This window comes from Capnocytophaga sp. oral taxon 902 (genome assembly GCF_013394735.1).
In the GTDB taxonomy this organism is placed as follows: Bacteria; Bacteroidota; Bacteroidia; order Flavobacteriales; family Flavobacteriaceae; genus Capnocytophaga; species Capnocytophaga ochracea.
Window position 1 is genome coordinate 1,359,233 of sequence record NZ_CP058261.1, and the last position, 14,472, is coordinate 1,373,704.

A 14,472-nucleotide genomic window follows, 5' to 3' on the forward strand; every position below is an offset into this window, starting at 1 on the left:
ACTATGTTTTGCTGGTTTTCTTTGTTTTTATATACTGCTGATAAATAAGTGTTTATAATTTTCATATAAGCTAAAAACAAAAATATATTTGAATTTTGTTGGTTGTTTCGTCAAAAATCACTAATTTGCGCCTCTAAATTACTATTATTTCTTTAACAAGAAGATATATGAATTATAATTCTACTGGTTTTTTTCCTAAATTTGACCCTAAAATCTATTGGAGTTTCGGAGTACTCCTTTGTCTTGGTATTTTCTTATTCATTTTCCAATGCTCTCGTCACGTCGATTGCGAGGAGGCTAACTTCTATGTCTTTGCCGATAACTATGTTGTGAAGGAAGTCATCGAGTTTGGTGATAAGACCAAAAATGCTAAATCGTGGAAATGGGATTTTGGCGATGGTTCTCCTGTCGATTTTAGACAGCGTACTTTCCACACTTATGAAAAGACTGGAGAATATGTGGTAACTCTTACTATCAATGGATCTTGTACTTCTCAAAAGGTGCTTACCATTTCCTCTCTCAATCAACAAGTAGGCTACCTGCCTACCATCAAAGCTCCTGATGTGGTCTTTTTAGGAGAGACTACTAAATTCATAGGACAAAAACAAGGAGGTATCTCATTTGAGTGGAGTTTTGGAGAAACTTCCTCTACTGATGCTGTGGGTGATTCTGTAACCTATAAGTTCAAACGTGTAGGACAAAAGAAGATAACCCTTATCGTCAATGGCGATTTAGACCATATAGCCACCAAAACCATTTATGTAGCTCCCAAGCACGTTGTTGCTAAAGAACCTATAGATATGGAGAGTTATGTATATGAACAACCGCATAGTGATTTTTCACTACCTATGGGTAAAGCACAGAAAGACCCCTTGGTAGATATGCTTACCAATATTCCCGTAGCTCCAAAAGCTCCTAAAAAAGAGGACACACCTCCTTCTGCAAAAAAAGTTCCTGATATCTCTAATGAGCAATTTATCCTGCTTCTCAATGGGGTAGCCTCTCAAGCTAAAACCAAAGATGATTTCAAAGACTATCTTTGTGAGAACTACCAAGTCCCTGTAGTTATCAATGATGATAAGATCGTACCCTTTGCACAGTTTTGCAAAGAAATTTCTGGAAAGAAAGTAAAAATAGAAAATTTGCGCCTGCAAAAGGATGTTAATAATGCTTGTATCCAGAATATATATGTTTATTACAAAGTAAAAGGAAAAATATTCTGGAAGAAAGGATAATAACAATCATAAAAAATACAAAACAATGGAAGAAAAGAAATTGAGCTATGCCCCAGAGGTTACTAAAGCATTAGAGATAGCACAGAAAATAGCTCGTGAAAATATGAACGCTCGTTACTCTGGCGGACACTTATTGAAAGCCGTTCTCAACAGAGATTTACCACTCTTAAAACTCTTGGAATCTAAAGGAGTCGATGTGTTCTATTTAGAAGAATGGGCTGAAGTGCGCATTGAGGAAGCTCTAAAAGCTACCAACACTTATTCCTGCGACCCCGATGAAGTGATAGACACTATCTTCACTGAAGCAGAAGCTATTCGGGAAATTTTAGATGAAGAGGAAATCTCCTTATGGGATGTATTTGTAGCATTGAGTACTCAGGGAGTAGCTTTCAATTTCGACCAAATGAAAACCTATCCTGTAACACGTGCTGAACTTTTAGAAACTACCCCTCTTCCTGCTGCCTCTGCCGAAAAACCTTTTTCTTCTGCTCCTCTTTCTTCCACAGCTAAAGGTTTTTTGCAAAAATACTGTGTCAATAAAAAAGATGTCCTCAAAGCTAAAGCCTCAAAAGAAATACCTGTTGGCAGAGTTGCCGAAACTCAAAAAATCACCGAAATACTGTGCAGATTTAGCAAACAAAATGTGCTTATCATAGGTGATTCAGGTATAGGAAAAACTACCCTTATCAATAGTTTTGTACAGAAGGTTATATCTAACCAAGTCCCCGATGTGTTGTCTAACTTAGCTGTATTTGAATTGGATATGGGAGCCCTCATAGCAGGAGCCTCCTATAAAGGAGAGATTGAAGACCGTATCAAGAACATAGCCCAAGAACTCAAGCAATATCCTAAATCAGTACTTATCATCGAGGAATTACACGCACTTTTAGGTAACTCTTTTGATTCCTCTATGGCAAATCTACTTAAAAGTGAACTTACTAAAGGACTCACTGTTATAGGCACTTCTACTATTGATGAATTTACCAAGAAAATAGAAAAATCAGGTTTAGAACCTTTGTTTGAAAAGGTAGAATTGCAAGAAAGTGATGATGAAACCCATTTTAGAATGTTGCGTCAAACCCTTTCAGCTTATGAAAACCACCATCATATAGCCATAACCGATGAGGCAATTTGGGAAGCCATACGCCTTTCTAAAAGGTATTTAAAAGAGAAAAGTCTGCCTGCCTCAGCGATAGACCTCATAGACCATACAATGTCAGTTGTGAAAACGGCAGGAGCATCTTTCTTAAAAGAAAAAAATGCTTTGCTTACGCAAATAATTCATTTGGAGGACAATACACAAGGTTTTACAGAAGAGCAACGCAAAAAGAACGCTGCTTGGTTATTGAACGATATCAAACAGCGCATTCCCTTTTTGTTAGATGCCTCTACCCTTTTAGAAGAGGAACAAACTACTACTTTTGAAACTGCTGATAACCTATTGAGCTATGGACGCAAACTCATTACCGAAGCTGAAAAAGTAGCTCAAGAAAAACGTTCTCACATCACCGAATGGGATTTAGCCGTACTCATCTCTCAAAAAACGAATATTCCTATAGGTAAACTCAAAGAAGAGGAAAAACAGCGTTTGAGTGATATGGATGCTATTCTTTCCGAGCGGGTAGTAGGGCAAGACCACGCTATTGCTATTATCAGTGAGGCTGTACTCGAAAATCGCTCTGGATTGAGCAAAGCAGGACAACCAATAGGTTCTTTCTTTTTTTTAGGCCCTACAGGAACAGGGAAAACAGAATTGGCTAAATCTTTAGCCGAGTTCCTTTTCCAAGATGAAAACGCTATTATCCGTTTCGATATGTCGGAGTTCAAAGAAGAGCACTCGGCAGCCTTACTCTATGGAGCACCTCCAGGGTATGTAGGCTATGAGGAAGGTGGCTTATTAGTGAATAAAATCCGACAAAAGCCCTACTCTATCGTACTTTTTGATGAGATAGAAAAAGCCCATACTTCAGTATTTGATGTATTCCTACAAATAATGGACGAAGGGAAGTTGCACGACCGTTTGGGTAAAGAAGGTGATTTTTCTAATGCCATTATCCTCTTTACCTCCAATATAGGCTCTGACTTTATTGTCAAATCCTTTACTGAGGGGAATATTCCTTCCTCATCTACTCTTTTGGAGATAATGAGTCGTTATTTCCGACCTGAGTTTTTGGGGCGTCTTACCGAGATAGTACCTTTTGCACCTATTAGCAAAGAAAATGCTCTAAAAATCTTTGAAATACATTTGAAAAAAGAGCTTTTAAACCTAACAGAGGGGATAAACGTCACTCTTGATATTGCTCAAGAAGTAAAAGAGCATTTAGCAGAACAAGGCTATGATGCCACCTATGGAGCTCGTCCTTTAAAAGGTATCATTCGTGCTAAGTTACGTCGTCCTTTGGCTAAGAAACTTGTAGCAGGTGAATTTAAAGAAGGAGATACTATAGAGGTACTCTGGGAAAATAATGAAGTCGTTTGGAAAAAATCGAATATAACCGAATAAATAGAATGAAACACTTAAAAATACTTTTCGTTACTTTTAGTACAATTGCATTATCATCTTGCTCATCAAGTCGTTATCTTGCTGAGCTTCCTTATCATTACCCTACAGATGCTTTCTACAAAGCAGTATTAGCCCAAAAGAAACAAATCAATGAGCAATATACCTTGGTAGATGATAAGGGAGAAAACCTATCCGATAAGGAATTAGCCTTAAGAGAGAAATACTCCATTATTTTGGCTGTACCCCCTAAAAAAATTACTAATTATAAGCTCTATGCTTTTATAGATGAATGGATAGGAACGCCTTATAAGGAAAAGACCTTAGAAAAACAAGAGGGGGCAGATGCTTCTTACTTTATACAAGCCTTGTTCAGTGAAGTGTATGAAACTACTTTTCCCAAAACTCCCGATGGCATTTTCCGCTCTAAGGATTTACAACTTTTCACAGGGCGTACTTACTTAAAAGAAGGTGATATTTTGTTTTTTAGATACGATAAGTTCAAACCTATTTCCGATGTAGGCTTATATTTAGGAAATGGCAGGATATTGGCTTGTACCACACAAGGGCTAAACATCTATGATTTCAATGATGTGTACTTTCAAAAACGCTATACGAGTGCTGGAAGGCTCAAAGAGAAAAAGTAGTTTTTTTCAAAAAACCTTGCCTTTTCAAAAAAACTTTCGTACACTTGTCCCTAATAAGCACAATAAAATAATACACTATGGAAAACAACAGCAACTTCACAGGTTATCGCACCAATCACCCCGATGATATCGCTCATTTTGCATCGGTGAGAAGTTTTCAAGACTTTTTGGTAGACAAAACCAATCCCGTAGTGATGGTTACCCTTACTATCAATGACAAAGGTTTTTTAGATAACGCTACTTTTGAAACACACCTTACCCAACACACCAATGCCCACGATGAGTTTACCATTATTGTCAACGATACAGCCATTGACGACTTCAAAGGGCAAGTGATGAAAAACTCCAAAGACCTTCTGGGAGAAAATATCACCATTCATTTTCATCAATTTGGAAGTGTCATTTATTCTTTTAAAGGGATTATAGCCAATATATGCAACAAGAAAAACGAAGGAGGAGGCTATGGCACGCTGCACATCTCAGGCTATGCGCCCAGTATAGTGTTAGACGGAGGCAAAACCTGTCAATCGTACGAAAACAAAACCCTCCCCGAAATCATCGCTGAAGCTACAGCCGAATACCCACAAGAATCACAAATCCACATAGAGGGTCTTATCAACAACGAAGAAAAAATCCCTTATACTGTACAATACAACGAATCCGACTATCAGTTTATCCAACGCCTTGCCAAACGTTATGGTGAGTTTTTCTACTACAACGGCACGCAGTACATTTTTGGCAGCAGGGCACAACAAACGGTAACCCTCTACGAAGGAGGCGACCTTTCAGAGGTAGAATTTGAACTGATGCTCAAACCTCAAAAGTTCAACTACCTGTCCTACAACTCACAAATGACCAGAACAGAGGTCAAAGGTAGCGATCAAACAGAACCACAATACAAAGAAAACCCTTTTCAGTTTGCCGCTATTCAAGCCTCAGAGAAAGTATTTGCCAAAACTACCGACCAAACCTACGGAGCCTTGCCCGATGAGTTTAGAGGCGATTACCTAAAAGAAGCCGTACAAAGAGAAAAAGAAAAACGGGAACAACTGATGCAAGTGCGAGGTAAGAGTCGTAACCCACACGTACGCATTGGGGGCTTTGTAAAGCTCAAAGACATCAACGATTTACCGATGGAAACCTATCGTGTGATAGACGTAACCCACTATCAAGGCGAAGGAGACTATTACAACGAATTTATAGCCATTCCCGATGTATTTGTAGCCTATTATTACGATGAACAAGCTCTCCCGAGAGCCGAACAGCAACCAGCACGAGTGATTGACAACAACGACCCTGAAGGTTGGGGACGCGTGCGTGTACAGTTTATATGGCAAGAAAAGCACCAAACCAAAACCCCTTGGATACGCGTGGTACAACCCCACGCAGGAGGTGGCAAAGGCTTTTACTTCATCCCCGAAATAGACGAAGAAGTATGGGTAGACTTTGAAGACCAAAACGCCGAACGCCCGTTTGTAGTAGGCAGCAACTACAACGGCAAAGAGTACAGCCCTTTCCACAACACAAACAACGATATCAAAGCCATACAAACCCGCAGCGGAGTAAAAATTAAAATCAATGATAGTAATGGTAGCCTCTTTTTAGAAGACCCCAGTGGTAACAACATTTATATGGACGGCAAACAGAAGATTAGCTTCAACGGAGCTACTTTAGAGTTCAATGCCCAACGTATTATAATGAATGCCACCGAAAGAACTGAAATAACCACCAACGATTACATCCTCAATGCCCTTAGCAAGATATATGTGTTTAGTACTTGGTTCAAACAGCAAATCAATGGCTTTATGCATCTTTTCAGCAATAGCGCTTTGATAAACACCACAAATGCCATAGATATTGAAGCCAAAGAAGCCAAACTCCTCGGTACAGAAAAATCTATTGTACATTCTGATAATGTAGCAGTTGTAAACAGTTTAGGAACCGCTGAGCTCAAAGGGAAACAAGGCAATAAATACACCCAAAAAGCTGAAGAGGTGTCTTCTACTCCAGCTGAAGAAATAGGCTTAGCAGTAGTACATTTTAGACCTTTAGACACTTGGAGAGGAGAATTTGGATTTGATTGGTTAAGGGTTAATGATGGGGCTGCCCTTACAAAAGAAAAACCTTATGAAGAAATTATAGAAGGAGGATATGGGAATGGTATAGTGGATTTAACAAGAGGAGCAACTGGAACAGCTTGTCTTAAACTTAAAACACAATATCATCAACATTGTATAAAGAGAAAAGATATAACAAACACAAATACAGAATATTTTGTTCCTTATCTTTCTCTCTTTTCTAAAGAATTTGTAGATAAATTAGCTACTTCTCCTAATCGTCCTGTAATATTACCTCAATATGAAGCTGAGATTCAACTTTTAATAGAGATAGAAGAAAATATTGATAAATTAGAATTTGAATATAACAAAGATATCTTTAAATTAGATAAAAATGTTTTATCTAATAAAACCGTAACTTCTTTAACTAAGGGAGAAACAATAAAAATCACTTGTTTAAAAGATTTAGATAGTGACAAAGAGATTAAGATTTACGCTTATCCAAAAATAGATAGTTCTGAACCAGAAATGCTTTTAGGTAGTGAGAGTCAAGCCGTTGAAGAACAGGATTTCTACAATAAATTAGAATCTTTTTTAAACCGAAAATTAGCTGGTAAGATTATTATTCTACAAAATGACAGCAGAGTAAGGAAAGAAAAGAAGTTTGTATTAGTACCTGTGATGACAAATATACATAATATTGTAGGTAATGATAAAATAGGTTCTTTTTCTTTAATAGAAAAAGAAAATTTACTTAGTTTTTTATATCAAGGATTGATTATAGGTTTTTTAGAAGAAGGAAGAGCACTTGATTTAAGTTCTAACCGTAAATTTCAAATTAGAATTGATAGTAGAAGAAGAAAAATTTATGGAGATTATATATTTAAAAACGGAACTCCTCCGAATTCAAAACGAACAGATGGAAATATTTGGGAGGACAAATCAGGTATATTCAGATATGTTCAAATGCTATATTTAAAAGAAAATAACCAATATAAAGGTTACTTCACAATTTTTTGTTTTGATGAAAATACCTATGATAGTTACAATATTCCTACAACAGGACAAGCGGGAGCTGTACCAGGGCAGGTAGAAAAAATTTCAACTGAAAATGTTTTCTTATTTAATGGCATACGAGGAGGGCAAAGAAAAGCAGACACTCTTCCTCATGAAGCACTACACGGTTTGGGGCTACACCATACGCACAAAGATTCTACACCTATTAAAGAAGCAACAAGGAAATATGTATATTCTAATGGCAATGTAAATATAACTAATTCCACCGATAATATAATGAGTTATGGAAATAAAATAAAAAAATCTTTATGGCGTTGGCAATGGCATATTATTAACCCTAATATTAAAGAAAAATGAGAACGACAATTTTGATAATATTATTACTAATTGCGATAGGTTGCAAATCTCAAATAAATAATAATTTAAATCACATGGAGATGAAAAATTTTGACATAGAAAAATTTGAAAAAAATAAAGGAAAACAAGGATACGCTAATGAATATCGTTATTCTCTAGATAATAGAAAAATTAGAGAGTATAGTTATTATAAAGAAAATAAAGTAAAGTATAAAAGAGAAATATCTCAACTTTTTTATCCCGTACATTATGCTTATGTCTATGATGAAAAAGGGAATATACTTACAGAAATAAAGGAATTTAATAGCTCTATAATTCTTATAATACAATACAATAATCTGGGGAAATTAGTAAAAGAAGAAGATTATAACAGATTTTTTAACCATAGTTTTGAGCAAATTCGAGAAATTGTATTAAAAGAAAGAGGTGTAGATATTTATGACCAACGACAAGCAATGGCTAACCGAGTTGAAGGAGATGAAACAGCTGGAATATTGAAAAAATATTACCAAATACATATATTAAAATCAGAACTTCTTGAAGGAGAATGGTATTCACAGCCCGTAGAAAGTTTTTTTATAGATGACGAAACAGGAAAATTATGGACAGAAGAAATGATAAATGAAAAGTATAAACATTCCTCCACTCCCTATCGTACCTACAACGACAAAGCCTACACTGAAGAAGAGTGGAAAGTCTTTGAACAAGAACAATGGGAAAAATACCAAGCTAACAAAAACCATAAGAACTTTTGGGATAAACTTTTTGGGTAACAAACCTTAAAAAACACCACACTATGAATATCATCACCAATACCGCAGAACTTAGTTGCAATCAAGGTACTACCAAAAGCAAACTTACTGTAACAAGTCAGGATATTGTAACTATTGAGGACAAGCCTATTGCTACTGAGGGCGACAAACAAGCTAATGTCAATATAATGCCTTTTGGTCAGTGCAAGCTAAAGCCTACTACAGGAGGCTACTTGCCTTGTATGCCTGCTCCTACAAAATGGGAGCAAACAGCTGAGAAAGATACTATCAACGATCTAAAAATCCTAACCGAAAAAAGCACTTGTCAGTGCGCTGTAGGAGGTAAAATATCCGTTACCCATAAAGGACATAACGAACAACACGAAATAGAATAAAAACAAAAATTTGCACTTTTGCAATTTATTTGTATATTTGCAACGTTGAAAAACTATCAAAATGGAACACCTAACAGGAGTTATAAATGAGATAAATCGGTTACCTTATGATATAAGGGCAGAAGTGCTATTAAACCACTTGTTAGACAAAGGAATCATCTCTGACAACGAATATATAGTAAAACACCAAGGGCAATTTGTACGTGGTTATCGCACCGATGTACTAAGTGCAAAGCTTACTGATTTCAACTACGATCCTACCCAACTGATAGAGGTAAGCCTTTCTCGTGATAGTTTGTATGATATGCTCCCCGAAAGCGTCGCTCATCATACCAAGAATGAAACTCAAGGCAAGGGAGTAGAAACGATGCTCAAAGATTACAGAGAAAGGAAACAAGAAGAAAAAGCTGCTCGTACCTTTTTTAGTCCTTTTGAGAATGAGATTTTTAAGTTAGGAGTAGAAATAGAATCCTTTGAACAAGATAGTTTTAAAGAGCTTAATGCAAACGAAATTTCTACATTATTCTATGAACTTTGGGGTATTTCAAAAGATTTTTCTACTTTTTTAGTGTCTAAATTCATAAGGTTGTTACCTTATAGCTACAAAATAGTAGGCAATATCCCTCTTACAGTGCAAATACTCTCAAAACTTTTAGGTGAAGAAGTACATATTAAAGAAAAAGAGTTTGCCACTTATTCTGATGAATCACAAGGTTTTTGCTTGGGAGAAGACATCTACTTAGGAGTAGATATGATCACAGGTACAGCCTATGAAGATTATACCAAACACCTGACCCTTGAGATAGGTCCTTTAAAGCATTCTGCTTTTACTGATTACATTCTTGGGGGCAATAAAGAAAAATTCGTTATAATGTTCTGTGAGCACTTTTTCCCTTTGGAAGTAGAAATCCAATTAAGTGTATTGCTCTCAGAAGAAGAAAGCCAATTTGAATTAAAAGAAAACAACGACCCTATTTTAGGTTATAACACTTGTATATGAAAGAGTTAAAGAATTACTTCATCAATTTGTTCGACCCTCGTCTATTGGTAATATTATTGTTTTTAGTAGCTATGTGTATAGCTATTACCATCATTTTTTCAAAGAAAGTACCTGAGTTCAAACAGTATAAAACTAACATCTACATCTATCTGTTCTTAACAGTATTGGTGTACTCAGTCATTGCCTTTTTAGGATATAGCCGCCTCTTTGAAGGGAAAACCCTAAGTGAATTTGTCTTCTATCAAATCTGTACCTTAACTCTCGGTTTCTTTCATTGTTATTTTTACCGTTTGTTTTTCAATAAATTCAAACTGGAGGACGATGTGTTCAAAGAACTATTTTTTGCCTTATTAGTCGTGCTATATGCCGCAGTACCTTTTTTGTTAATTTACACTTTTTTAAACGGAATGTACTATATGCCCCTAATGATGGGTAATTTTATAGTTTTTTTCATACCTACTTTAGTAAATGCGAGCTTCAATCATTCTCTAAAGATACCACCTAAAATCTACACCACTTGGCAATTCCCCGAAAACTACAAAGAATTAGTAGGAGTGAGCGATGATGAGATGCGCGATTTAGTAGTATTCACACTAATGATAAAAAAAGAAGAAAATGATAAAGACTATACTTTATATCGTGCCAAAGGGCCTACCCGAATAGATTTTGGGCGCTTGTTCTACAATTTTGTAGAAGATTACAACGAGCGTTTTGCCGATGCCCCTATCGAGATACAAAATGAAGAAGGCTTTTATAATTGGGTATTCTTCAAACAACCTAAATGGTACGAATCCACTAAATATATAGACCCTAAGTTTACCCTATATATGAATGGAATAGAAGAGAATAGCTACATCATTTGTATGCGAACACTTGTTTCCGACGCCGCAATGAATAATAGTGACCAAGAAACAGATTTTGAATACAGTAAAGAAAAGGACAATGAACGAGTTCAAGCTTATTAGTCCCACTTTACTTAAGATAATAACTCAACAGATATAAAATAAATAGAATAACAATGACAGAAAAACTCACCCATTTGCCAGTGAACTTTATTGATGGAATGAAAATCAATAAAAGGTATTTTATAGATATTCAAAACTTTGTCATCGATTCGGTACGCGATGCCATAGGGGTACACACCTCAATGCTTACCTATGGATTGTTGCCCGTCAATGACCCAGTGAGAATGAACCTGTCAGTAGACACCCATAAAAACCTCCGACTCCGTATAGAAGAATGCCACGCAATTACCCCTAATGGCTCTCGAATAGACATCAGTTCTAACACGGAACAGAGTACGCTCTCTTTTTCATATCCCGAAATTATCAAAGAGATAAAAGAAGATGAGGTCGCGTTATTAGCTTGTATTTCTGTCAATCCATTCAAGCGTGTCCCTTGTGGAGACCCTGACCCTGAGGAGAATCCACCACGCGACCCTTATACCGAGCCTGAATACTACCTTTCTTTAGTAAAGGAAGAGGAGCTCAGAAAAGATATGGGTGTAGGGGGACATTATCTCATTGTAGGAAAAATTTGGGTAAGTGGTGGTAATACCAATCTTGATAGTTCTTATATTCCACCTTGTGTACTGGTTGCTTCTCATCAAAAACTACAACAGTTATACAACGAAATCGACCGTTTCTATGGTCAGATGGAAATTTATGCTATCCAAATCGCTCAAAAAATACATACTAAAAACCAGACCAATAAATTAGCTACTATCATAGAGCAAATGACCGATAGAATGCTCTACTACTTAGCTACTGAAATCAATCATTTTCGCTGGCTTACACTCTATAGTACCCCTGCCGAAATGTTAGTGTCAGTAGTAGGATTTGCAAGAGTGCTTAAGAACTTTATCGATGCCCGATCTGGAGTAGGTAAAGAAGAATTGCTCAATTACTTTGCCGATTGGTGCAACGTAAGTCAAGGAGAGTTTGAAACAGTCTTCTCTGAGGTAATCAATACAGAATACAATCACAATCAAATAAGTGATGCTGTGGTGAAAGTAGAACGTTTTATGAAAACCTTAGAAGATTTATTCGCTATTCTAAACCGCTTAGACTTCATTGGTAAGAAACGTGATGGCAGCATTTTCGTATCTGAAATTACAAATGAAAAAAGCTCTCTACAACCTGAGAGAAGCAAGACTTTCTTAGCCGATTAATAGAAATTAACAACAAAAAAATAAACCTATATGGAAATATTAAATCAAAAAGAACGCACAAAAGCATTAGGCTTTTTCGTGTTATTTTTCGCTCTTGCTGTATTTGTTATAATTTTAGCACTCGTTGTCAATATCTACTTCCCTTTCAAGGAAAATGATTTGCTCAAACAAGAAAATGCTCGTATACAAAGAGAAATGAAATTTCAAGATGGCTTTTCTTTTCAGTTAGAAAAAGTTAAAGTGGCTGTAGATTCTATAGGAACACCTCAAGGGAGCTATAAAAACGATTTTTTCAACGAAAAATTAGCCCTTTCTATCCTTGCCGATATGTACAAGCAAATCCCTAAAGACTCTCTTAGAAATAAAAATATGTACAACAATACTATCTTGGTATACAAAGAACTTATTGATGCTAAGAAACAAATAAAACAACTTACCATCAATCAAAAAACCTTGGATAGCCTTAGTACTATCAACAAAACTTTAAAAGAGGAATATGATAAGATGAAAGTAGATTTAGAAGTTTGCAAACAACTATACCAACAGGAATAAAGTAACTATAAAAAGACAAATTGGATATGTTAAAAATATATTTACTTTCATTCATAAGTTTTATATGCTTTTCTTCTATTACTTTTGCTCAAGAAGAAAAAAAGCAAGATAGCTTGCAAATCATCTCAAAGAACCCCAAAGAGCCTGTTACTATCAATTGCAAGATAGTACAAGGTCATAAAAAACTAAAAGGAAGACATTTTGCAAGTGCACAACCTTTATATCTGCGTGCTAATAAAGATACACTCACTTATGGAGTGTTCCAGTTTGGCAGAAGAGGAAAAGATTTATTCCTATATGTCAAAATATTAGACGAATCTGTTTGCTTGAAAAAAGAAGAAGATTTTGATATGTTCTTTGCTTCAGGAGAAAAGATAACCCTAAAAAATCAATTTCCCATCAATTGTGAAGGGGCTTTTGCGCATAAGCTAAATGCCAAAGAAATAGATGAGATTATTTTTAAAAAAATAACTAAAGTTAGTATTTATACCTATCATAAAAACTATGAGTTTTTGATAAGTCCTAAACAAAGTGATGACATCATTACCCTAATACAATGTCTAAGAAGGTATAAACAGTTGAAATAACAAAAAAATACTATGCCACTACCCGAAATAAAACTAACACTACAATATGAAGACCGCTATCTGTCAGAAAAATGGGAAGATAGAAACGAAAATAAAGTAGTGGTACGTACTGATACCCATTTTCAAAAACATACCATTAGTATTCTCATCTCAGAACAACCCATAGGAAGCGTTCAACTAAAAATAGACGACCATTGGGTAGAACTTCCTACCTACAAACTTACGGTTACAGACGACAAAACCGAAGAAATAAAAACTTTCCAAGTAACTCGTGACTTCCTTACTTTTAAAAAAGAAACTACCCAAAAAAGTTTTTTTTCATTCTTAGGCATCAAGCGCTTTGATAAAACCTCTTTCCTGTATGAAAACATAGCCTTTGAACCCGAAAAAGACAGTATAGAGAGTTTCGAACTATCGCGTTATCGTAAATTGTCAGATAATTCCTTGTCCTATCAGTTTCAAAGTGGAGATAAAAAACTCCTTATCTATGCAGGGAGCTTAGAAAACTTTGCAAAACCTACAGATATAGATAGTTATTTTATCATTGTAGATAGTAATGAAGGACAAAGTTTTATAGGTGATATTTCTTATCGAGAAAAAATGCTAAAACTCACCCCTAAAGTAACACTCCAAGTTATCAAACGCACCAAAATAGCCAAAGAATTCTCTTTTGATAATAAAGGAAAAGTTCAAAAATTCATTTATTTGTAAATTATTAGAAAAGCTACACTAAACACATACGATTCATATTTATGAAAGGAATATATTACAAGCTACCTATCGATTTTGAAGGCTTGATGAAAAAACAAGACCTTGCTAAAATAGCTTTGGAAGATTCTATCTCTCAATCAATTTTCACCTTGATGACAACTGTTTTTGGAGAATGTAAGTTCGATGAAACCTATGGTTGTGAAATATGGGATACTGATTTTGATCTCCTCAAAAGTGATAACGAACTAAAAACTTTTGTAGCCCAAAGCTTAAAAAATAGTATTTCACAACACGAAAAACGTATCACTGTTCAAGATATAGATGTAATAACTACAGAACAAAATTTAGGTAGCTTAGGTAAAAAACGAATAAAGAAAAAGGTATTGGTTTCAGTAAAAGCAGTTATTTTAGAGACCAATCGCCCTTATGTATACAAAAATTCTTTTTTTGTAAGCCCATTATCCTACTAATTTTTTTTAATAAAAACACTGA

General features: G+C 35.5%; 13 protein-coding genes. All 13 read left to right on the forward strand.

The window, feature by feature from the left end; translation table 11 throughout:
* Nucleotides 1–167: 167 nt before the first annotated feature.
* The 13 genes from HW278_RS05770 (at nt 168) to HW278_RS05830 (ending at nt 14,450) form a co-directional block, all read left to right on the forward strand.
* Entirely contained in the window at nt 168–1,235 is a 1,068-nt protein-coding gene (locus HW278_RS05770) for a PKD domain-containing protein (RefSeq protein WP_178977209.1), read from the forward strand.
* 25 nt (nt 1,236–1,260) lie between these two features.
* Nucleotides 1,261–3,738, forward strand: coding sequence for an AAA family ATPase (locus HW278_RS05775; protein ID WP_178977210.1), 2,478 nt, complete (start codon nt 1,261–1,263; stop codon nt 3,736–3,738).
* A 5-nt stretch (nt 3,739–3,743) separates the two neighbouring features.
* Complete coding sequence (locus HW278_RS05780) at nt 3,744–4,382, forward strand: C40 family peptidase (RefSeq protein ID WP_178977211.1); 639 nt, start codon at nt 3,744–3,746, stop codon at nt 4,380–4,382.
* A gap of 77 nt (nt 4,383–4,459) precedes the next feature.
* Nucleotides 4,460–7,813, forward strand: coding sequence for a phage baseplate assembly protein V (locus HW278_RS05785; protein ID WP_178977212.1), 3,354 nt, complete (start codon nt 4,460–4,462; stop codon nt 7,811–7,813).
* Nucleotides 7,814–7,893: 80 nt separating this feature from the next.
* Entirely contained in the window at nt 7,894–8,586 is a 693-nt protein-coding gene (locus HW278_RS05790) for a hypothetical protein (RefSeq protein ID WP_178977213.1), read from the forward strand.
* 23 nt (nt 8,587–8,609) lie between these two features.
* The gene (locus tag HW278_RS05795) at nt 8,610–8,960 is read left to right on the forward strand and encodes a DUF4280 domain-containing protein (protein ID WP_178977214.1); all 351 of its coding nucleotides are present in this window, start codon (nt 8,610–8,612) and stop codon (nt 8,958–8,960) included.
* Between the two features lie 61 nt (nt 8,961–9,021).
* Nucleotides 9,022–9,960 (forward strand): type VI secretion system baseplate subunit TssG, encoded by a 939-nt coding sequence (locus HW278_RS05800; protein WP_178977215.1) that lies wholly within the window; start codon nt 9,022–9,024, stop codon nt 9,958–9,960.
* Nucleotides 9,957–10,925 (forward strand): TssN family type VI secretion system protein, encoded by a 969-nt coding sequence (locus HW278_RS05805; protein WP_178977216.1) that lies wholly within the window; start codon nt 9,957–9,959, stop codon nt 10,923–10,925. Before HW278_RS05800 ends, HW278_RS05805 begins: the two co-directional genes overlap by 4 nt.
* 53 nt (nt 10,926–10,978) lie before the next feature.
* Nucleotides 10,979–12,130 carry a hypothetical protein gene (locus HW278_RS05810; RefSeq protein ID WP_016479348.1) on the forward strand — a complete coding sequence of 384 codons (1,152 nt, stop codon included), beginning with the start codon at nt 10,979–10,981 and terminating at the stop codon, nt 12,128–12,130.
* Between the two features lie 30 nt (nt 12,131–12,160).
* The gene (tssO, locus tag HW278_RS05815; protein WP_178977217.1) at nt 12,161–12,682 is read left to right on the forward strand and encodes a type VI secretion system TssO; all 522 of its coding nucleotides are present in this window, start codon (nt 12,161–12,163) and stop codon (nt 12,680–12,682) included.
* 26 nt (nt 12,683–12,708) lie between these two features.
* Nucleotides 12,709–13,269: a hypothetical protein gene (locus HW278_RS05820; RefSeq protein WP_178977218.1), complete on the forward strand. Its 561-nt coding sequence runs from the start codon at nt 12,709–12,711 to the stop codon at nt 13,267–13,269.
* A 12-nt stretch (nt 13,270–13,281) separates the two neighbouring features.
* The gene (locus HW278_RS05825; protein ID WP_178977219.1) at nt 13,282–13,980 is read left to right on the forward strand and encodes a hypothetical protein; all 699 of its coding nucleotides are present in this window, start codon (nt 13,282–13,284) and stop codon (nt 13,978–13,980) included.
* Nucleotides 13,981–14,021: 41 nt separating this feature from the next.
* Complete coding sequence (locus HW278_RS05830) at nt 14,022–14,450, forward strand: GPW/gp25 family protein (protein WP_178977220.1); 429 nt, start codon at nt 14,022–14,024, stop codon at nt 14,448–14,450.
* Nucleotides 14,451–14,472 lie beyond the last annotated feature (22 nt).